This window comes from Aeromicrobium sp. MLTX1 (assembly GCF_046452335.1).
Classification (GTDB): Bacteria; Actinomycetota; Actinomycetes; order Propionibacteriales; family Nocardioidaceae; genus Aeromicrobium.
Genome location: NZ_JBKFDN010000002.1, coordinates 598,810 through 620,644 on the forward strand (window position 1 = coordinate 598,810; position 21,835 = coordinate 620,644).

General features: G+C 67.2%; 9 protein-coding genes. 1 reads left to right on the forward strand and 8 read right to left on the reverse strand.

Annotated features, from left to right (window positions below; all coding sequences use genetic code 11):
* Position 1 precedes the first annotated feature (1 nt).
* The 6 genes from ACK99Q_RS13455 to ACK99Q_RS13480 form a co-directional block, all read right to left on the reverse strand.
* Complete coding sequence (locus ACK99Q_RS13455) at positions 2-1,978, reverse strand: maltotransferase domain-containing protein (protein ID WP_410186626.1); 1,977 nt, start codon at positions 1,976-1,978, stop codon at positions 2-4.
* 99 nt (positions 1,979-2,077) lie between these two features.
* Positions 2,078-3,748 carry a malto-oligosyltrehalose trehalohydrolase gene (treZ, locus tag ACK99Q_RS13460; RefSeq protein ID WP_410186627.1) on the reverse strand — a complete coding sequence of 557 codons (1,671 nt, stop codon included), beginning with the start codon at positions 3,746-3,748 and terminating at the stop codon, positions 2,078-2,080.
* A complete protein-coding gene (gene treY / locus ACK99Q_RS13465) occupies positions 3,745-6,027 on the reverse strand; it encodes a malto-oligosyltrehalose synthase (protein WP_410186628.1) in 2,283 nt (760 codons plus the stop codon). The genes treZ and treY overlap by 4 nt, the downstream gene beginning before the upstream one ends.
* On the reverse strand, positions 6,024-8,135 hold the full coding sequence (glgX, locus tag ACK99Q_RS13470; protein ID WP_410186629.1) for a glycogen debranching protein GlgX: 2,112 nt from the start codon (positions 8,133-8,135) through the stop codon (positions 6,024-6,026). Before glgX ends, treY begins: the two co-directional genes overlap by 4 nt.
* 21 nt (positions 8,136-8,156) lie before the next feature.
* The gene (gene malQ / locus ACK99Q_RS13475) at positions 8,157-10,100 is read right to left on the reverse strand and encodes a 4-alpha-glucanotransferase (protein ID WP_410186630.1); all 1,944 of its coding nucleotides are present in this window, start codon (positions 10,098-10,100) and stop codon (positions 8,157-8,159) included.
* Between the two features lie 955 nt (positions 10,101-11,055).
* Entirely contained in the window at positions 11,056-11,856 is an 801-nt protein-coding gene (locus ACK99Q_RS13480) for a hypothetical protein (RefSeq protein WP_410186631.1), read from the reverse strand.
* 293 nt (positions 11,857-12,149) lie between these two features.
* On the opposite strand from ACK99Q_RS13480, the gene ACK99Q_RS13485 reads away from it, so the two are divergent.
* Complete coding sequence (locus ACK99Q_RS13485) at positions 12,150-13,445, forward strand: hypothetical protein (protein ID WP_410186632.1); 1,296 nt, start codon at positions 12,150-12,152, stop codon at positions 13,443-13,445.
* A gap of 1,018 nt (positions 13,446-14,463) precedes the next feature.
* Here ACK99Q_RS13485 and ACK99Q_RS13490 read toward each other — a convergent pair.
* Positions 14,464-14,718 carry a hypothetical protein gene (locus ACK99Q_RS13490; protein WP_410186633.1) on the reverse strand — a complete coding sequence of 85 codons (255 nt, stop codon included), beginning with the start codon at positions 14,716-14,718 and terminating at the stop codon, positions 14,464-14,466.
* Positions 14,715-21,089 carry an RHS repeat-associated core domain-containing protein gene (locus ACK99Q_RS13495; protein ID WP_410186634.1) on the reverse strand — a complete coding sequence of 2,125 codons (6,375 nt, stop codon included), beginning with the start codon at positions 21,087-21,089 and terminating at the stop codon, positions 14,715-14,717. The genes ACK99Q_RS13490 and ACK99Q_RS13495 overlap by 4 nt, the downstream gene beginning before the upstream one ends.
* Between the last annotated feature and the right edge of the window lie 746 nt (positions 21,090-21,835).

Genomic DNA, 21,835 nt, shown 5'->3' on the forward strand with positions numbered 1-21,835 from the left:
CTCAGGCCTCCTTCCTGGTCAGGCTGATGATGTGCGCGCAGGCGCGGGTGGGGTCGAGTCGCACGTAGTTGGAGTCGCTCCAGTCGTACGTCTCGCCGGTGACCTCGTCGTGGGCGATCAGGTGCTCGCCCGGCGCGAAGCCCAGGCTCGGCAGGTCGAGCCACAGCGTGGCCTCCCGCGACTCGTGCGGATCGAGCGAGACGACGACCACGACGGTGTCGCCGGACTCCGGGTCCTGCTTGGAGTAGGCGATGAGCGCCTCGTGGTCGACCTCGTGGAAGCGCAGCGTGCGCATCTGCTGGAGCGCGGGGTGCGCGCGGCGGATCTCGTTGAGCCGCGTGAGCCACGGCTCCAGCGACCGGCCCTCGGCCAGCGCGGCCGCGTAGTCGCGGGGACGCAGCTGGAACTTCTCCGAGTCGAGGTACTCCTCCTTGCCGGGCCCGAGCGGCTCGTGCTCGTAGAGCTCGTAGCCGGAGTAGACGCCCCACGTCGGGGAGAGCGTCGCGGCCAGTGCCGCGCGGAGGGCGAACATCCCCGGGCCGCCGACCTGAAGGTGCTCGGGGAGGATGTCGGGCGTGTTGACGAACAGGTTGGGCCGGCCTTCGTCCCACCGGTCCCGGTGGTCCTCGCCGAACTCGATGAGCTCCTGCTTGGTCGTCCGCCACGTGAAGTACGTGTAGCTCTGGGTGAAGCCGAGCCGCGCGAGCCCCCAGAGGCGGGCCGGGCGGGTGAACGCCTCGGAGAGGAACAGCACGTCGGGATGCTCGCGCTTGATCTCCGCGATCAGCCACGCCCAGAAGTTCGGCGGCTTGGTGTGCGGGTTGTCGACCCGGAAGATCCGGACGCCGCGCTCGACCCAGTGCAGCGTCACCCGCAGCATCTCGGCGTAGATCGCGTCCGGGGCGTTGTCGAAGTTGAGCGGATAGATGTCCTGGTACTTCTTCGGCGGGTTCTCCGCGAAGGCGATCGTGCCGTCGGGCAGCGTCGTGAAGAACTCGGGGTGCGCCGCCACCCAGGGGTGGTCCGGTGCGACCTGCAGGGCGAGGTCCAGGGCCACCTCGAGCCCCAGCTCCTTCGCCCGTGCGACGAGGGCCGCGAAGTCCTCCTCGGTGCCGAGCTCGGGATGGATCGCGTCGTGTCCGCCCTCCTCGGCGCCGATCGCCCAGGGCGAGCCGGGGTCGGTCGGCCCCGGCGTCAGCGTGTTGTTGGGCCCCTTGCGGTTGACGCGGCCGATCGGGTGGATCGGCGGGAAGTAGACGACGTCGAAGCCCATCTCGGCGACCCGGTCGAGCTCCTTCGCGGCGGTCGCGAACGTGCCGTGGACGGGCACGCCGGCGGCGTCCACGCCACCGGTCGAGCGGGGAAAGAACTCGTACCAGGAGCCGTAGGCCGCTCGGGGGCGGTCGACCCACACGGTGCGCTCGGGGCCCGGCGTGACGAGCTCGCGGACCGGCTGGTCGTGCATGAGCCGGCGGACCTCGTCGGCCAGGGCCGGGCCGGTGCGAGCGCCGAGCGGCAGGCTCGCGTCTCGTAGCGCGGTGGCGGCGCCGGCGAGCGTCGGCCGGTCCTTGGCACGCTCCTTGCGCGCGGCCACCTCATCGAGGAGACGGGCCGCCACCTCGAGATCGTTCGCGAGCTCGTCCGCGGTCTGACCCGCGGCCAGCTTCACCTCGATGGCGTGGACGACGGTGGCCCAGGGATCGCTCCACGCGTCGACGCGAAAGGTCCAGAGCCCGACGGAGTCCGGGACGATCACGCCGCCGAAGCTGTCGGTGCCCGGGTCCAGCTCGCGCAGGCGGGACGTGCGGTCGCGCCGCGCCAGCGGGCCTCGCCACACGACCTCGGCGGCGACGGCGTCGTGACCCTCGCGCCAGACGGTCGCGGTGACCGGCACGTGCTCGCCCACCACCGCCTTGGACGGATAGGTGCCGTCTCCGGACACCGGCTTCACGTCGTCGATGCCGATTCGAGCTGTCATGCAGTGCACTCCCCCACGCGTCGATGGTTCGCTCGCTCCACCAACGTTGGTGTACCCCGCGGCTGCCCGCAACACGCGGGCCCGGCGGTGTGCCGTGGACTACTCCGTCGTGGTGACAGTGACGCGCTCGAGTTCCAGGACGATCTCGCCGTCCAGGGGCGGAGCCACCTCGCCGAACCGGCACGCGACGCGGAAGCGGCCGCGATGCATCACGAGCCACGAGTCGTCCTCCGCCACGTCGACGGTGAAGTCGCTCAGCGACGTGTCGGAGAGCTCCGGGTGCTGCCGCCGCAGCGCGACGAGCGAGCGGTACACCTCGAGCATCCGCGCGTGCTCGGGATCGGCGAGCTCGTCCCAGTCGAGGGTGGACCGTTCAACGGTGGCCGGGTCCATCGGATCGGGCACCTCGGACTCGCCCCAGCCGTGCCGTCCGAACTCGCGGCGCCGTCCGGTGCGCACCGCCTCGGCCAGCTCGGGGTCGGGGAACGAGGCGAAGAACTGCCACGGCGTCGACGCCGCCCACTCCTCGCCCATGAACAGCATCGGGGTGTAGGGCCCGAGCAGCACGATCGCGGCGCCGCACGCCTGGAGATCGGGCGAGAGCGTCGCCGAGATGCGGTCCCCCGTGGCCCGGTTGCCGATCTGGTCGTGGTTCTGGAGATAGGCGAGGAACGACGTGCCCGTGAGCTCGTGGACGTCCACCGGCCTGCCGTGCGTGCGTCCCCGGAAGGACGACCAGGTCCCGTCGTGGAAGAACGCTCCCCGCAGGGTCTTGGCGAGCGCTCCCGGTGCGGCGAAGTCGGCGTAGTAGCCGTCGGTCTCGCCGGTCAGCCCCACGTGCAGCGCGTGGTGCAGGTCGTCCGACCACTGGGCGTCCATGCCGAGGCCGTGGCTCGACCTCGGGCGCACGGTACGGGGGTCGTTCAGGTCGGACTCCGCGATCAGGCTGAGCGGCCGGCCGAGGGCGGCCGACATCCGCGCCGTCTCGGCGGACAGCTCCTCCAGGATCGGCATCGCCCGCGTGTCGACGAGGGCGTGGACGGCGTCCAGCCGCAGCGCGTCGACGTGGAAGTGCTCGAACCACATCATCGCGTTGTCGACGACGTAGCGACGGACCTCGTCGGACTGCGGACCGTCGAGGTTGAGCCCCGGCCCCCAGTCGCTCTCGCCGGCGAAGTACGGGCCGAACCGGTCGAGGTAGGCGCCAGAAGGTCCGAGGTGGTTGTAGACGACGTCGAGGACGACCCCGAGCCCTCGCGCGTGGCAGGCGTCGACGAACCGCTTGAAGCCGTCCGGACCTCCGTACGGCTCGTGGACCGCGCTCCACAGCACGCCGTCGTAGCCCCAGCCCGCGGTGCCGTCGAACGAGTTGACCGGCAGCACCTCGACGAGGTCGACGCCCAGCTCGACGAGGTGGTCGAGGCGCTCGATCGCGGCGTCGAACGTCCGCCCCGGCGTGAAGGTGCCGATGTGGAGCTCGTAGATGACGGAGCGCTCGAGGTGCCGACCGATCCAGTCGTGGTCCGTCCAGCCGAACGCAGCCTGGTCGTAGACCCGCGATGGGCCGTGCACGCCGTGCGGCTGCCACGTCGAGCGCGGGTCGGGCAGCGGCGTGTCGTCGTCGCCGAGCAGAAAGGCGTAGTCGGTCCCGGGGGGCGCCTCGACGTCGGCACTCCACCAGCCGTCGCGGGTCCGTCGCATCTTGAGGTCGGCGTCGCCGACCCGCACGCGCACCCGTTCGAGGTCGGGGCACCACACCGTGAGCGTCATCGGCTCTCACCCCGGACGAGGAGCGCCACCGGGTGCCGGCGGAGCACGTTCGTCAACGGCATCCGTCCGCCGTCGAGCGAGTCGCCGGTGAGCACCTCGGTCCACGCGCCCTCGGGCAGCTCGAACGTCGTCCCTGCCCAGCCGCCGGCACGCTCGAGTCCCACGGGCAGTCGGGTCGCCAGCACGACGAGGTCCTCACTGCGTGCGTACGCCAGCAGGTGCTCGGCCGCAGGACCGTCCGCGGCGATCGGCCGGTAGCCGCGGAAGAGCTCCGGACGGTCACGGCGCAGCCGCAACGTGCGCTGCACGAGGAGCAGCTTGGTCGCGCCCGACGCGTCGACCTCCGAGAGCGGACCCGCAGCACTCCGCGCGAGCAGCTCGCGGCGCAGGTCGTGGTCGACCTCCCGCCGGTTGTCGGGGTCGACGAGCGAGAAGTCCCACAGCTCCGTGCCCTGGTAGACGTCGGGGATCCCGGGCATCGTCAGCTGCACGAGCTTCTGGCTCAGCGAGTTGGACCAGCCGGGCGCCTCGATGCGGGCGACGAACTCGTCGATCTCGCCACCGAGCTCGTCGCGGACCCTGCGCGGCCACTCGGTCACCGCGTCCTCGAACGCCTCGTCGGGCTCGGTCCACGTGGTGCGGAGCTTGGACTCCCGCGCCGCCTTGAGCAGGTAGTCGGCGAGCCGTTCGTCGCTGATCGGCCAGGCGCCGACGAGCGTCTGCCACGCGAGCAGGTTCAGCGACGGCTCGTCGATCCCGCAGTGGTCGGTCCACGCGACGACCTTCTCGGCGAACTCGTCGGCGACCTCGGCGAGCACGGCCAAGCGAGCCCGAGTGTCCTCCGAGCGCTTGGTGTCGTGCGTCGTCAGTGCCGTCATCGCCGACGACTGGGTCGCCTCGCGGGCGGCGGCGAGGCGGTGGAACTCCTCCACCCCGACACCCCAGACGTCAGGTGAGCCGCCGACCTCGTTGAGCGCGGCGAAGCGGGTGTACCGGTAGAAGGTCGTGTCCTCGGTGCCCTTGGCGACGACCATCCCGGACGTCTGCTGAATGCGCGTCGCGAGCTCGCCGCCCGGGTCGGCCCGCACCTGGCGGTCCAGGGCCGTCAGCGCGTCACCCAGGTCCGGTCGTCGGAACCGTGCCCTCGCGATCGCCTCGCCCCACGGGGACTCGACGTCGGGGAGGTAGGAGCGATAGACCCCGAACGCGATCATCGTCTCGGCCACGGCGGCCCGGGCGACCGCCCCGTCGACTCCTTCGACCAACGCGCCGATCCGGCGCACCTCGGCGACCAGGATCCTGTCGGTGACCATCCGCCGGGCGTCCTCCTCGACCGCCGCGTAGTCGATGGGGACGCCGAGCCGGTCGGCGAGCGACGTGAACGTGTGCTCCCCTGCGGGGTCGAGCAGCACGCCGAAGACCTCGCGCAGCGCGTCGTAGCCCGTGGTGCCGTCGACCGGCCAGCCGGCGGGCAGGCTCTCCCCCGGATGCAGGATCTTCTCGATCACGATCCATGCGTCGGGTGCGGCCTCCCGCAGGCGCCGGACGTACTCTCCGGGGTCGGCGAGTCCGTCCGGGTGGTCGACCCGGAGGCCGGTGACGTCGCCACGGCCGACCCACGTGAGGATCTCCCGATGGGCCTGCTCGAACACCTCGGGCCGCTCGACGGTCACCGCGGCCAGCGTCGTGATGTCGAAGAACCGGCGGTAGTTGAGCTCGGTGTTGCCGCGACGCCAGTCGACCAGCTCGTAGTGCTGGCGCGCGTGCACCTCCTGCGGACTGCCGTGCCCGGTGCCGTCGGCCAGCGGGAACCGGTGGTCGAAGTAGGTCAGGTGGTCGCCCTCGACCGACAGCTCGGACAGGTCGGCCTCGCTCGCGAGGACCGGCACGAGGATGCGTCCGCGCGACCAGTCGATGTCGAAGTGGTGGGCGTACGGGGACGCCTCTCCCTCGCGCAGCACGCTGAGCCACCAAGGGTTCGTCTCCGGCACCTCGACCGACATGTGGTTCGGGACGATGTCGACCACGACGCCCAGCCCTGCCTCGCGCGCGGCGGCGACCAGGTCGCGGAAGGCGCGCTCCCCACCGAGCTCGTCGCGCAGTCGGGTGGGGTCGACGACGTCGTAGCCGTGCGTCGAGCCCGGCGTCGCCTCGAGCACCGGCGACAGGTAGAGGGCGCCGACGCCGAGCGCCGCGAGCTGGTCCACCAGACCACGGGCGTCGTCGAAGCCGAACTCCGGCCGCAGCTGCAGCCGGTAGGTCGACGACGGTGTGGTCATGAGCCGACTCGCTGCAGCACCACGAGGGATCGCGGCGGAGCAGTGAAGCTGGCGAGGGCACCGAGCGTCTCGGCGCCCGGCTGTTCGACGGCGCCGGTCGAGCTGTCCACGACGACCTTCCAGCCGGCGCCGTAGTCCTCGGGCGGGAGCGTGAAGTCCGCGGGCTCGCTGTGGGCGTTGAACGCCAGCACGAACGAGTCGTCGGTGACCCGCATGCCGCGCGCGTCGCGGTCCGCGATCGCGTCGCCGTTGAGGAACACCGCGATGGACTTGCCGAGCTCGTCCTCCCAGTTCTGCTCCTCCATCTCGTCGCCTGACGGGGTGAACCACTCGATGTCGCGCAGCTCGTCGGCCTTGCGGACCGGCTTGCCCTCGAAGAACCGCCGGCGACGGAAGATCGGATGACGCTGGCGGAAGGCCGTCAGGGCCGACGTGAACTCCAGCAGCGCGCGCTCCTCGGCACGCGAGTCCCAGTCGACCCAGCTGACCTCGTTGTCCTGGCAGTAGACGTTGTTGTTGCCGCCCTGCGACCGACCGATCTCGTCCCCGTGCAGGATCATCGGCACACCCTGCGACAGCAGGAGGGTCGCCATCAGGTTCCGGCGCTGGCGGCGACGCAGCTCCAGCACCTCCTCGTCGTCGGTCGGCCCCTCGACGCCGCAGTTCCACGACCGGTTGTCGTCCGCGCCGTCGCGGCCGTCCTCGCCGTTCGCCTCGTTGTGCTTGTCGTTGTAGGTCACGAGGTCGTTGAGGGTGAACCCGTCGTGCGCCGTGACGAAGTTGATCGAGGCGTACGGCCGACGTCCGTTGTCTTGGTAGAGGTCGGACGATCCGGCGATCCGTGACGCGAACTCGCCCAGCGTCGCGGGCTCACCGCGCCAGAAGTCGCGCACCGTGTCGCGGTAGAGGCCGTTCCACTCCGACCACTGCGGCGGGAAGTTGCCGACCTGGTAGCCGCCGGGACCGACGTCCCAGGGCTCGGCGATGAGCTTGACCTGGCTGACCACCGGGTCCTGCTGGACGAGCTCGAAGAACGTCGCGAGCTTGTCCACGTCGTAGAACTCGCGGGCGAGGGTCGCGGCGAGGTCGAAGCGGAAGCCGTCCACGTGCATCTCGGTGACCCAGTAGCGCAGCGAGTCCATGATGAGCTGCAGCGTGTGCGGGTGACGCACGTTCAGCGAGTTGCCGGTGCCGGTGTAGTCCATGTAGTGCTGCTCGTCGCCCTCGACGAGCCGGTAGTAGGCGCAGTTGTCGATGCCGCGCATCGACAGGGTGGGCCCGAGGTGGTTGCCCTCGCCCGTGTGGTTGTAGACGACGTCGAGGATGACCTCGATGTCGGCCTGGTGCAGCGCCCGCACCATGCCCTTGAACTCCTCCACCTGGCGGCCCGGGTGGGCCGCGTAGTCCGCGTGCGGCGCGAAGAAGCCGATCGTGTTGTAGCCCCAGTAGTTGGTCAGACCCTTCTCGACCAGGTAGTGGTCGTTCAGGAACTGGTGCACGGGCAGCAGCTCGATCGCGGTCACGCCGATCGACTTCAGGTGCTCGACGATCGCCGGGTGCGCGATGCCCGCGTACGTGCCCCGCAGGGACTCCGGGACGTCGGGATGCGTCATCGTCAGCCCCTTGACGTGGGCCTCGTAGATCAGCGACTCGTTGTACGGGGTCCGCGGCAGTCGGTCGTTCGCCCAGTCGAAGTAGGGGTTGATGACGATCGAGTACGGGACGTGTCCCGCCGAGTCGTCCTCGTTCATCTGGTCGGGGTCGTCCAGGTCGTACGCGAACAGGGACCGGTCCCAGTGAACCGCTCCCGAGATCGCCTTCGCGTACGGGTCGATCAGCAGCTTGGCGGGGTTGCAGCGGTACCCGCGCTCGGGATCGTAGGGGCCGTGCACCCGGAAGCCGTAGCGCTGTCCCGGAGCCACTCCGAGCAGGAACCCGTGGTGGACGAAGCCGTCGACCTCCTCGAGGCGAACACGCGTCTCGGTGCCGGCCTCGTCGAAGAGGCAGAGCTCGACGAACTCGGCCGATTCGGAGAAGACGGCGAAGTTGGTTCCGGTCCCGTCGAACGTCGCGCCGAGCGGGTAAGCCGATCCGGGCCAGGGCTGCACAGGTTCTCCTCGATGGTTGAGTCACACGGACGGCCGCGAGGCCTGTAGGGGGGCAATGCTTGCACGGACCCGGTGGTCGGCGAAGAACTCATCGAGGCCCATCGGGAGCCGGATCCGCCAGTTGGGATACTCGTCGACCGTCCCGGGAAGGTTGGGCTGCGGCAGCTGTCCGGCGGCGTCGGCCGGCGAGCTGAGGACCAGTCGCGAGGCGGCGCGGGCGATCACCGCGTGGAGCGCGACGACGAGGTCGTCCTCGTCGATGCCCTCGGCTTCCAACAGGTCGAGCATGGCGGCGCGGTCGGACTCCGCCTCGGTATAGGCCTCCTCCGCCGACCCGGCCAGCAGGCCGAGCTCGGCCTGCACGCGGACGCGCTCGTCCCGGAGCCAGCCGGTGGCCGTGGGCAGGTCGTGGGTGCTGATGCTGGCCATCGTCTCGGGCTCCCACCGCTCGGGCGGCACGTGCGGCTGGCCGGGTGCCTCCCAGTCCCGCTCGAACCAGAGCACGGCGGAGCTCAGCATCCCGCGCTGGTGCATGGTCTCGGTCACCACGTCCTCCACGGTGCCGAGGTCCTCGCCGACGACGATGGCGCCGGCCCTCCACGCCTCCAGGGCCAGGATGCCCAGCATGACGTCCGCGTCGTAGTGGACGTACGTGCCGCGGTGGGCGGGCTCCCCCGGTGGGATCCACCACAGTCGCCAGAGGCCGGCGATGTGATCGACTCGGATGCCGTCGGCGTGGCGCAGGACGCTGCGGATGACGTCGCGGAAGGGCGCGTAGCCGGACGCGGCGAGCCGGTCCGGCCGCCACGGGGGCAGCCCCCAGTCCTGACCGAGCGGGTTGAAGGCGTCGGCCGGACATCCCACCCGGACGTCCGAGGCGAAGGCGTCCTGCTGGGCCCACGCGTCCGCGCCTCCCGGATCGACGCCCACCGGCAGGTCGTGCACGATGCCGACCGCCATGCCAGCGTCGTGCGCGGCCGCCCGCGCGGCGTCGAGCTGCTCCCGGCACAGGTCTTGGAGCCACGCATGGAACGCGATGCGATCGGCGAGCGAGTCCTGCGCCTCGGCCACGGCATCCCGGGCCGGGTCCCGGAGTGCTTCGGGCCACTCGCGCCAGTCGGCCCCGTGCAGCTCCGCCAGGGCGGAGAAGGTGGCGAACGCCTGCAGGTCAGGGTCGATCTTCTCCTGGTTCGCCGCACCGGTCGTCCACAGCAGCTCGAGGGCGGCCAGCTTCGCGGCCCAGACCTCGTCGTAGTCGATCAGCTCGGATCCGGGGTCGGGGCGGAGGGCCAGCACGTCCCGGCGGGTCGTCTCGTCCGCTTCGAGGAAGGCGGTCGTCTCCGTGACCCGGAGGTACAGCGGGTTGGCGTAGCGACGGCTCGACGGCGAGTACGGCGACCGCTGCAGCGGCTTCGAGGGCACGAAGGCCTGGACCGGGTTGACCAGCAGCACGCCCGCACCCTGTTCGGTGCCGGCGCGCCGTGCCATCTCCGAGAGGTCGCCGTAGTCCCCCATGCCCCAGGACCGGTCGGAGCCCAGCGAGTACAGCTGGAGCATCCACCCCCAGGTCCGTGGGACCTCGGGCATGCGGCTCGGCGCGACGATCAGCGTCACGTCCTGGGTGTCCGTGACCAGCCGGTGCCACCCCAGGGGCAGATCGGCCAGGCGCTCGACGCGCGACGCGGTGCCGTCCTCGAGCACCAGGGTCGCGGGGACCTCCAGCTCACGCGTCGCGCCATCGGTCATCACGATCGTGGGCGGAAGAGCGGGCTGAGCCTCCCGCTCCCGCACCGTCTCGAGCTCGCGTCGGATCGCCTCCGGGCCGGTCGCATCGACGCCGAGCTGGGCCAGGACCGCGACGACGATCTCGTCGTCCACCTGCACCATCTGACGGTCGGATCCGCGGAACTCCGTCGCGACGTGATGGGCAGCAGCCAGATCGGCCAGCTCGCGGGAGGTCGTCACCCGTCCAGCATGGTCGCGTCCGCGCGGCCCCGCCAACCGACCCGGTTCCGGTGCTTCGCCGCGACCGTGACGATCCGGCGGCGGACCGTCACGGGTCTAGAAAAACGAAAACCCCTCGGATCGAGGGGTTTTCATCTGTGTCCGAGGGGGGACTTGAACCGGAGAGACACCTCTTGGCATTCCAGGGAAATCCCTATCCCGTCTGCAATTCCAAGGGACGTTGTCTTCAGTTAAGTACCGTTACACCCGAAGTGTGCCCCCTAGGGGTGCACCGATCTGAAGTTCGTATGACCAGCGTAGCGGCCACGGCGCCCCGCCCGTCGCCGCGCTCTCGTATGCTGAGTGGATGCATAGATCGGCTCGTGGTTGTGGAGCTGAGCGCAGCTGCCAGGGCAACGATCGATGCAGCGAGCCAAGGCATCAGCAAGCGGAAACTCGCCAGAGCGCTCCGCCCTCTCACACTTGCGGACATGGGTGCCTAATCACAGCGGCTCAAGATCTCCCACGGGTGGGTCGATCGCCAGCCCGGCAAGAACACGTGAGATCGGTATCAAGCAGGAACACATAGGACGTCCGATTGCCGCGAAGGGATACGGCTCGTGCGGATTCCTAGAGGGACCCACGCGTGTCGACAAAACTCTGGATCCCGGTGAGATCTGGGCCCTCACCAGCCAGCTACCGCGAAAGTCGTACCCGATAGGTGTGGATATCGAGCGGGTGCAGCCCGGGCTCCGACACCGGAACCAGCTCACTTGACTCTCGCAGAATGACCTCGCCAACCGGCTAACTGCCGCTGAGCGAGAAGTCACGCCGAACGAGCCGCAAGAGTTCAACGGGTTCGACCCATTGCCTCATTGATATCGCCCCGCTCCGAAGTCTGGACATCTGGACACGTTCACCGGCACCTGGAATGCGGCCTTCAACGAGTCGTGATCCGCGCGCCTTGAACGTTGCACTAGAAGCGACGCAAGGTGGCGATCAGCGCCTTGTTCTGTCCACCTGGCGCAAACAGGACGCCAGGGTGGTGGGTGACCGACGCGAGGCCAAGGGACTTCTGCCAATTCGCTGCAATCCTCACGCAAGCTGCGTCCCAGGCCGCAGCTTCCGCAGGGCTCAGGTCTCTGTGCGCCTCAGGGTCTGCAACTTCAATGCTGCTGAGGAACTTGGTCCGATTCAACGGTGCTGCCTTCAGCGCCACCAAGGCGGTTTCGGAGCGTGCAAGCTGCATGATCGCGCGAGCAGCGGCCCAGGCTCCGATTCCTTCACCCCGGAAGCGCTCATGGATACCGATACTGCGCAGCAGGACGAGCGAGTCGTACCAGCCAATTTCGCTAGCATCCATCACTTCCTGAATGAACGGGTCGTCAGCGGCCCCTTCGGTGAGTGGCCCCAGGACGTCGGCCAGGTCTTGAGCGAGGGCGTCACCGGCGTCGTAAATGGCAGGGCCATAGGGTCCAACGGCCACTTGGTCTCCGAACACCGGGTGACCCTCGTCGAGGTGCAGAACCATGAGCTCACACCCGCCGACGTGGACCGTAATCTCACCATCCTCAACGAAGATCTCCCTCGGGAACTCAGCAGTCAGGGCACCGACCTGGGCTGGCTCGAGATCGACGTCGACTTCCCACCCCGCGACGATCGAGCCGCGCCAGGAATCCCAACCGAAGTCATCGGATTCATCCTCCTGCCGCGAAGACAAGTCCACGGAGAGCTCAAGCCTCAACCATCCCGGCGTCGGGAGTCGTTCGTCTGCCATGAGGCGCACACTAGCCGCGCGAGCCGACAGATGCTCCGGCGTTAACGACGAAGGCCGCCTCCTCTCCCGTATCTCACCCTTACTGTTCGCTGAGCGAGCGCTGATGTCCACCACGGGACAGTGCACCGAGTGCAGATTCAGTCTCGAATGAGGCACCTCCGGCGCTAAAGGAGCATCGTGCCGGGCGTTTGTCCAATTCTCAGACGCCCACCTCCCGAAAATCTAGAGTTCTACCCTGGAGACCAGAGCGTTCGTAGTCGCCACTTCAGCAACCCGGCAGGTAGGCCCCGACCGTGACAACGCAACCGCAGCCACTGGATCGAATCCGGGATGGTGTCGTAGGAAGGTTCGCGCCCGCCTTGGACCCGCCTCAAGAACGGCACTCCCCGGGTTCCTTGAAGCTGACCGAGGATGGCATCGTCGCGCGGCTTCTCGCGGACGATCTCGCGTTCGACGATCTCGGCCTGCCCCAAGCCGTTGCAGCGCTGGGCGGGACGACGGAAGCCGGCGACATACTCGTGATGGAAATTCGATCTCGCGGTCGCGAACGCGGACGCCTCGACGTGGCTGAATACCGAGGCACGAGCGTGCTCGTCGATCCTGACCTACGCGATGTCGAGGACGACACCGCGGTCGGCGTCAAATTCGAGTACGGCGGCCTAACCGAGTGGCAGTCGGAGCAGATCTACAAAGACGACATGATCATCGAGGATGGCGTGTACGTCGGGTGGAGGGCTGAGCTCCGATACGGGCGACACTCCACTGTGCAATTGGACGACGGTTTCACTTTGCGGTGGGGTTCCGTATGGAGCGTGCAGGGCGAATTCGACCGGCGAACCTTCGCAACGCCGATCAGTGTCGGAGTTGAGTCGGACCGCCGACGACCAATTGGCGATCATCTTGTGCGCCTGGACGCCGTCCATGCCCTGCTCAACGTCGCTCATCGAAGGCCGGTCAAGTCTCTCGGCGGCACAGCAAAGTTGATGACGGGGTCCAAATGGTGCGCGTTCTGGCAGACAGACATGATGTCGGCCCAGGCATCTGACGTGGCCACCCAGTCCTTCCCCCACTTCGGTTTGGACGACATCGGCGGGATCGAAACTGTGGCGAACTGGATCACGCTAGTGCTGACCCGGCGCCGCGCCGTAGCGCCGCTCGTTCGCCATACGCTCGTCCAGAATCAAACACCGGAATCGAGGTTGCTATCGACGGCAGCCGCGATGGAGTACTGGGTCGGAGTGAACCGGCGATCTGCGGAGTGGGCGCAGAAAACCACGGAGGATCTCCCAGCAGCGCTAACTCGCAAGGTCCACGGAGGTTGGCAGGACTGGATCGGCAATTCGGACAAGTGGGTAAAGCAGTTCTGGACGGCCTACAACAGTCTCAAGCATCGCCCGCGGGACGATTTGGACCCACAGATTGTCCACTACCTCGAGCTTTCCGGTCGGTGGCTGCTCACTGCAGCACTTTTGGATGAGGCCGCGGGTAACAGCGCGCCTAGTAATCACATCTTCGGAGCGTCGCTCCCCCTCCACAACGTTGGAGTAGACGTCCGCGACCGGCTACAGATGCGACCCATGCGAGGGTGATCGTAAGCAGCAGGAAGCGCAGAATGAGAGTCAAAGCACCGACGGATACTGCCCTGAGTTCGGCACCTACATTCCCGTCTTGACGCCACAGGAGAGCCATAGCCGACCCTCAACGCGGGAATCGGCCGGGCAAAATGAAAAACAATCGGGCTGGCACCATTTTGAACCTGCGACCGCCTGTCGAAGCCGAGCTCCATACGAGCCGGGACGCTAGGTACCGAGAACTGTGGAACTCCCTCCAATGGTAGGGATGAACCCCTCGGGTCACTTCCGACGATACCCGATTGACTGCGACAGATCCTGCGCCAATCGGGCCACAAAACGGCCATCGCATTCGAGCACGAGCGCCGGATAGGTGACCCGGAAGGTCCCACCCGCCGAGTTCGAAGCGAATCACTCGTCTACCCAAGACGTCACGCGCTACGTTGAAATCCCGACCCGGAAGGAACCGGAACCGAGGAACCGAGGAACCGAGCCGAGCCTCCACCAAGGCCGGGGCGATTCGCTCCTTGGCATTCCAGCGATTCTCGATTCCTCCCTGGATTCTAGAGGTCGGTTATCCGAGCTTGCGTCCCGTTGCACGTAAAGTGTGGTCCCTATGCGTTGTACCAAACTCAACTTCTACGACCCAGCGTCGGCGTCGGTGCTGGCTTCCAGGCGGCTGGCGATGCCCTCCAAGGCCTGTGCCACTAGCGTCCAAGGAGAGATGGGAGCGGACGTCCGTGTCGCTGGAGGCGTTCTCGATCGATCCGAGAAGAGCGTCAAAGACTTCCAAGAAGCCCTCAACGCGTAGCGCTCTCCCAGTCAACACCCCTCGCGAGTTCGGCGAGAAGCGCGTCGAGACTCTCGACTACTTCGTTGCGACCGCCGAGCACACCCACGTCGGTCATTGCTGCCACGATCCCCAGTTCTCACGTCCGTCAAGGAGCCAAACCTAGTACCAAGTTCCGTCGTATGTCCGCGTTTAACTCCTAGGCGCGCTTCCTCCTGAAATCGCCACGAGAAGAAGTACGATCAGTCATTTCGTAGGAGAGTCTCTGACCGGAACGTCCACCTGGACCAGTTTGTGAAAGTCGAGGACTGCGGCGGCGATCTGCTGACCAGGCCGGGTGAGCGTGCCAATCTCGTCCTCGAAGGCGTCACTCCAAATCGCTACCGGGATGGGGTGACTGACCACTTCGAAGTCGTAGGTTGTAATGCCTGCAGGTCCGATGACATCAACTGCGTAGCGCCCACCGCTCGCCGCTCTGATCGCACTGACGTGGGCCTTCATTTGAACACCGCTATCCCGGACCAGTACTCACTGAAGTCTGCCGGTGTCATGCCGTACGTAGTCCCGCCTCCCCATGGGTCGCGAATCATCATGTTTCCCAACTCGTCCTTCCCGGATACGACAACCATGTGATCGATGCCATCACCACGCATCTGTGCTGCCCACGGCCCGCGCTCCATCAACGCAGGGAGTGCCTCCGGCCCGACGTAGCCGCCATGCCACTTCCCAGGCATTACCCCGGCTAGCGCCTTCGCATCAGCAGGCGCACCAATCTTCGCAACGAGGACAGTTTGGGACACGCCTCCAAGCATCTCTCCACAAGCCGAGACGCACGAAAGAGGATGGCTCTGGGCCACGGCCCCACCCTGCTTCAAGCCAATAGTCGGCCAAGCGCCACCCGCGCCCCCCGCCTTCGACAAAGTCGGGCTGATCCCATCCCCCAATCGCCCGAGCTTGGCAAGCCCGGCTGCGTGCCCGCCAACGGGAAGCATGGCTGCCGCGGAGAGCAGGGCGTTGCCGGTGTCACCCTCGATGAGATAGAGGATTGCGTCGGCGCCGTCGGCGAACTCGCCGACAACGGGGATGAGTCCGGCGAGGGCGAGGGCGGTGTGTGCGCTGGAGGTGTCGATTCGGCTAACGGCTCTGGCGATGCTGTTGGTGAAAGAGGCCGCGGGCCCGCCCGAGGCCACGGCAGTGTCCATGCGGGCGGCGGCCGCCGTGACTTGCCGGGAGATCTTCTGGATCTCGGCCTTGGCCGCCTTGGTGGCCTTGATCGACACGGTCCGAGCTTGTGCGACAGCGGATGCAACGCGGCTGGCGGCTGAGCGGGTGGTGTTGGCGACCCAGTTGCCGGCCGACCTGACCGCGTTCGCCGCGGGCTTGATGACGTTGTCAGCGACCCAGTTGATGGCGCTCTTGACGACGTTCTTGGCGGCGTTGATGGCGCCCGAGACGGCGTTCTTGGCGCTGGACCATGAGGGCCAGTGCCCGTCGGGGTCGAACATGTTGATGGGGTCGCCCCACGCGTAGGTGTAGCGATTGAGGGTGACTGCCGAGGTGAGGTCACCGATGACGGTGTCGGGGCTGGTGAACGCGCCGGTCTCCGGCAGGTAGTTGCGGGCGCCCATGTCGACGAGTCCGGTTGTCGGGTCGGTCCGGTCGCCTTGGTAGCCGAGCGGCGAGACGGCCGTGCCGGTGGTGGTGGCGGTGCCGAACGGGTCGTAGATCGCGGACGAGCCCAATGTGGCCACCGTGTTCGTGGTGGACGCGGCCACGTCGCCGTGCAGGTCCAGCCCCAGGTGGTTCAAGGTGGTGCCGGTCTTGGCGGTGATGGCCTGGCCGCTGGCGTCGCGCAGCAGTTCGGTGACGGTGGTGCCGGTCTTGGCGGAGGCGAGCTCACCGCTGACGGCGTCGTATCCGAAGTCGGTGCTGGTGGTTCCGTCGTCGCGCGAAGCGGTGCGTCCGAGCGGGTCGAGTTCGTAGTCGACGTTCGTGCTCCCGGATGTGGCCCCGGAGAGTTCCCCGAAGGCGTTGTAGGTCAGCGTGAGGTCGTCGCCGGTGGCGCGATCGATCCCGACGAGATTGCCGTCATCGTCGTAGTCATAGGTGGTTCCATCGCTGTCGGCGACGCGACGCCCGGCATCGTCGAAGGTGGAGGTAATGGGCGGGTCGGTGCCGCTTGTCTCGCTGATCCGGTTGGAGTCCGGATCCCAGTCGTAGGTGGTGGACGTGGTCGTGGTGCCGTCGTTCAGCTCCCAGCTCTCCAACCGGCCAGTGTCGTCGTAGCTGTAGGTGTTGGTGCCCTCGAGGGGGTTGGTGACGCCGGTGAGGTCTTTGGTGACGGTGGTGGCCCGCCCCATCTGGTCGTAGCTGGCCGTGTAGGAGAGCCGGCTCGCGAAGGTCAGGCTCGTGGTGTTGCCATCGAGGTCGTAGGCGTATGACGTGGCGGCGTTCCTGGTCGGCGACACGTTCGACCGGGAGGTCAGTTGGCCGTACCCGTTGTATCCGAAGTTCAGGTTGACCGTGCCACGCATCGTCGACATCAGGCCTTGGTTGTTGTAGCCGAAGGTCGTGCTCGCTCCCGTCGCGGCCGTGACGCCTGTGAGGCGGCCGGCGCTGTTGCGGGTGTAGGCGGTGGTGCCGGCCTCGTCGGTGTATTTGTCCAGCAGACCGCGGGCGTCGTAGCCGAAGGTGAGGGTGCGAGTGCTGTCGCTGGCCTCGGTCATTCGGCCGGCCGGGTCGTAGGCGAACTCGCGCGTCATGGTCCCGGCGGAGCGCTCGGTCTCCCGCCCAGCGGCGTCGAAGGTCGAGGAGATGGTGAGGCCCGACGGCTTCGCGGTGGCGACCAGCTGCCCGGCGGGGTTCCAGTCGTACTCGGTCCGCAGACCTTCAGGGTCGGTCTGACTCGTCATCCGTCCCTGGTTGTCGTACTCGAAATCGAAGGCTCCACCTCCCGGCAACTCGATCTCGGTCACGTTCCCAGCGGCGTCGTATTCGTAGCGGCTATCGATGGCGGGACCGCGGGCGGCGAACTTGAGCCGACCAGCCGCGTCGTAGGACCAAGAGTCAACGTTTCCGTCCGGGTATTGCGCGGACGTGCGGTTGCCGGCCAGGTCGTGAGTGTGGGTGGTGGTGTTGCCGCGGGCGTCGGTGCTGGAGGCGACGCGCCCACGCGCGTCGTAGGTCCAGGTGTAGGTTTGGGCGCTGCGTGTCTGGGTGAGGCGGTTCCCGGAGTTGTCGTAGGTGAACGTTTGAGCCAGCGAAGCGCCGGCGTTTTCCAGCCGGGTGGGCTCGCCGCGCTTGTTGAATGTGGTCGTCACTGCGACACCCGAAGGGTCGGTGACCTTGGTGGTGCGTCCTTCGTGGTCGTAGATGTAGACGGTGCTGGCCTCGGTGGCGTCGGTGACCACGGCCGGTCGTCCCACGGGGTCGTAGGCGGTCTCGGTCCACACGCCCGAGGGGTCGGTGACGCGGGTCTGCTGCCCGGCGTCGTCGTACTGGTAGGTGGTGGCGGCGTCGAGGGGGTTGGTCGCGGTGACGACCCGGTTCGCGTCGTCGAACTCGTAGGTCCAGTCGTTGCCGCGCCTGTCGGTGTGTCGGGTCAGGTTGCCGACGGGATCGTAGGTGAATTCCTCGTCGCTGCCGTCGGGGTGCGTCTTGGTGGCGATCCGGCCGAGTGGGTCGTAGGTGGCGGTGGTGATGCCGCCGGCGGGATTGGTCTGGCTGGTGCGGTTGCCGGCCAGGTCGTAGCCGTAGCCGCTGGTGACGTTTCCAGGCGCGGTCTGCGACGCGATCAGCCCGTCGGCGTTGTAGACGACGGTGGTCTCGTGCCCGCGGGCGTCGACCGTCTCGGTCGTTTGGCCTGCGAGGTCGACGGTGGCGGACTCGACCAGACCGAGCGGGTCGGTCGCGGTGCGGGTGCGGCCGCCGTTGCTGTAGGCGTACGTGGTGGTGGTGCCGCGCGGGTCGGTCGCGGTGGCGACGCGTCCGGCCGCGTCATAGGTCCAGGAGGTGACCTTGCCGAGCGGGTCGGTCAGCTTGGTGATGTTGCCGGTCGGGTCGTAGACCGAGGTCCACTCGCCGCCGTCGCCAGCGATCGTCTTGGCCGGGTAGCCGTTCGCGTCATAACTGGTGGTGCGGGTGGCGCCGTCCGGTGTCATCACCTTGACCTGCTTGCCGGAGCGGTCGAAGACCGTCTGCGTCGTCCGTCCCAGCGGGTCAGTCACCCGCAGCAGCCGCCCCGCAGGGTCATAGGCGTTGATCGTGGTCTCCCCCTCGGCGTTCGTGGTCGAGGCGACCAGGCCATCGGCGGTGTACTCCTGAGTTGTCTCCGCGCCACGGGGATCTTCGACGCGCTCCAGTCGACCGCTGGCGTCATAGGACAGCGTCGTCTGCTCCCCCGCCGCATCGGTGATCGTGGCCAGCCGGCCGGCGGGGTCGTAGCCGTAGAGGGTGGATCCGCCTCGGGGCTCCGAGACGGCCGTCACGCGCCGGTCGTCGTCGAACGTCGCGGCGTACGCGCCACCGCGAGGCAGCTCATACCGCTTCAGCTGACCCCACGACGTGTACTCGAACGAGGTCTGACGGTTCAACGAGTCGGTCGAACTCGTCACCTGGCCGCGCGCATCGACGTCGTACGTCGTGACGCCGCCGTACTCGTTGGTGTCGGAGATCCGATCGCCCTTGGAGTTGTAGGTGGCCGTGACCTCGCGCCCCGCCGGGTCGATCGTCTTGGTGCGCTGACCCCGCCCGTTGTTCTCGAACTCCCACTCGCCCCGCGAGTCGACCATCGAGGTGAGTCGCTGGTTCGAGTCGTACTCATAGGTCGTGGCGTTGGCGAACGAGTCGACGACCTTTGTCGGCAGATGGTCGCTGTTGAACCGGGTCGTCGTGCCCCGTCCCATTCCGTCGACCTGGATCCGCGGATTGCCACGCTTGTCGAAGATCGTCGCCGACGAAACCGGCCCGTACCCGAGCGTCGGCTCAGTCGGGATACCGGTGATCTCCGAGACCACGCGGCCCTCGCCGTCGTAGACCACGTGACGGCTTGAACGATCGCCGGTCCGCTCAGAGACCAGACGTCCCGCATCGTCGACCTTCTGACGGATCGTCGTGCCCGTCGCCAGAGTGATCGTGCGTGTCGCGTCGGAGTTGTAGGTGATGTCAGCCCGGCCCGAGCCTTGCTCCTTGACCCACGCGACCCGGTCCTGCCCGTCGTAGCCGACTTCCAGCTCGACGACCCCCGCAGCGGTCGTGACCTTCCGCAGCTTCGATCCCGCGTACTCATACTGCGTGGTCTTCCCGTCGACCCCGGTGACCTGGTCGAGCCGTCCGTCACCGTCGTATCCGTACGTCACCGAACGGCCCTGGCTGTCACTGACTTCACGGAGCTTGCCGTCCGAACGGTCATAGTCGACGAACCGACCCGATACGCCGGTGATCTTCGCGACCTTGCCGCCACTGCGGTCGATGTCCAACCGATGCTCGGAGTCACCCAGCGACATCGACGTCATCCCCCCGGCTCCGTCGAACGTCATCGTGGTGCGATCGGGAGTGGTGACCGTCGAGATCCCGTTCAAGGACGAGCCAGATGCCGTCACGCCCCGCGTGGGAGTCTGGGTCGAGTTCAAGTCGGTCGGGAACGGGACTGAGGCCCCGTCGGCAAGCGTCAACATCATCGGCCCCAGGCCCTGGGACGTCTCCTCCGAATACGACGACCGCCACGCCTCGCCGAGATCGCCGCTCGTCAGGTCCGGATCGAACGTGCGCGACACCTCGATCTGCTTGCCGGCGTCCTGGACCACCATGTCGGTGGCGCTGTACTGCACCTTCCCGTTCAACGTGTCGACAGGACCGAACGTCGGAACCTGACTCTCGGCGAGAGCCAATGGCATCTCGCCGGGATTCTCCGTCAGAGCGGGCAAGACCTCGGCCCCAAAGCCCGTCGGACGGTACCGACGCTCCGGAGGACAGGTGAGGTCAAAGACGGTAGTCAACGGCGGAGAATGGCCGCTTGCCTCAGCCAGAGTCAGACAATCGGTTGGAAACGGCTCTGAGGTGAAGTCGCGTCCCCACCAATTCAGGGAATAGTCCATGAGCTGCTGACTGCCAGCGCCAAAGATGGCCCGCGTGCCCGTCAAGGTGTTGTATCGAAAATCGACCTCCGAACGTGTCGGAGCAGGCGAGGCGTTCGCATAGAAGTCGGACTCGATCTCGTTGAACCAGAACCGCACGTCCTGCGATCCAAGAACTCCAACGCCGACGTTGCTGAAGTCACTGCTGATCTTGTTGCCGACGACATCCCCGGTCGCGGAAATGATCGAGACGCCGCACTCACCCCCCGAGAACTCGTTGTTGAACAGACCAACGTATTGGCGATCTCTAGAACTGCTGACGCTGACGGAGTTGACTTGAGAGTCCGTGACCTTCGAATTGGAGAGCACCACCCTGGCGCCGTAGGAAGCGGAAAGTCCTCCGCGTCCGGTGCAACCGAGCGCAGAGATGTCCCCTGCTCCTCCGTACCGGATGTTGGCGTAGTCGATAACGCTCATCGGGATCGTCGTGTCGTCAGAGGATGGTTGGATCCTGATCCCCAGCCAGTCGCCCGCCGAAGGCGTCGACGATGCTCCGTCCCCGTTCGTGTCACCACCGACCGAGTCGTCCTTCATTGAAGTGAACGTCACGCGGTTCCCAGGCTCACCCACAACCAGCAGCTGGCCATCGACGCCGATCTCGGTGTTCGCGGCAGCCTTGACAACCGTGCCGGGAAGGATGGTGAGAGAGATGTCATCGCGGACCTGGACTGAGCTCTGCAGAATGTAAGGCGAGCCCTGCGGTCCCCAGACGGTGTCCTCGGTGATGTTGCCGGACACTGTCGTCGGACCCGGCGTGGTGACCGTCCGAACTGCCGGTGCAGGCGCAACAGGAGCAGGCGCCGACGGCCTCGCCACGGCAGGACCAGCCGTCACCACCGGGAACCCGAACGACGTCACCAACAGAATCGGCGCCAGCGACCACCGCAACACTCGTCGCATACCGCACCAATTGACTCGTCGCTCGTCCACAGCCTGCCCCCTTGAAACCCTGGCGTGTCGCAGGTCACTCTAACCACATTCGTTTCAGGCTGTGTACGAAAGCGTTCGTGAGAGCGTGCATCACGCCGTTGCAGGCACGGACGACGACGCGCGAAGCGAAGGCTGCCGCGAGCGTTCATCTACGAGCGGGGCCGAGACAGACCCAGCGGACGGCGTCCGTCTGTCCGGAGCGCTGATGATCCTTGGCCAGTTCGGCGGAGTAGGCCTCGGACCGCTTGGTATGGCCCCCGCGCTCCCCCACCGATTCACGCGGAGCGCGTGCGCCACGCGAGGGCGCACTGCCAACTCATACAGCGCCTCCGGACAAGCGAAAACCCCTCCGAAGCGAGGGGTTCTCATGTGTGTCCGAGGGGGGACTTGAACCGGAGGGACATTCACTGGCGTTCCAACGAAATCCCGATCAGACCTGGAATTGCAGTGGTCGTATTCTACGGTTCCGTCCCGTTACACACGAAGCGTGCCCCCTGGGGGTGCACCGATCTGAAGTTCGTGCTGTCCAGCATAGATCGGACCTGCCGACGGCC

Excerpts from the sequence above, each read along its gene's own strand:
- treZ (WP_410186627.1), bottom strand. The coding sequence starts at position 3,748 with ATGACGCTCACGGTGTGGTGCCCCGACCTCGAACGGGTGCGCGTGCGG.
- treY (WP_410186628.1), bottom strand. The coding sequence starts at position 6,027 with ATGACCACACCGTCGTCGACCTACCGGCTGCAGCTGCGGCCGGAGTTC.
- ACK99Q_RS13480 (WP_410186631.1), bottom strand. The coding sequence starts at position 11,856 with ATGGCAGACGAACGACTCCCGACGCCGGGATGGTTGAGGCTTGAGCTC.
- ACK99Q_RS13455 (WP_410186626.1), bottom strand. The coding sequence starts at position 1,978 with ATGACAGCTCGAATCGGCATCGACGACGTGAAGCCGGTGTCCGGAGAC.
- ACK99Q_RS13490 (WP_410186633.1), bottom strand. The coding sequence starts at position 14,718 with ATGAAGGCCCACGTCAGTGCGATCAGAGCGGCGAGCGGTGGGCGCTAC.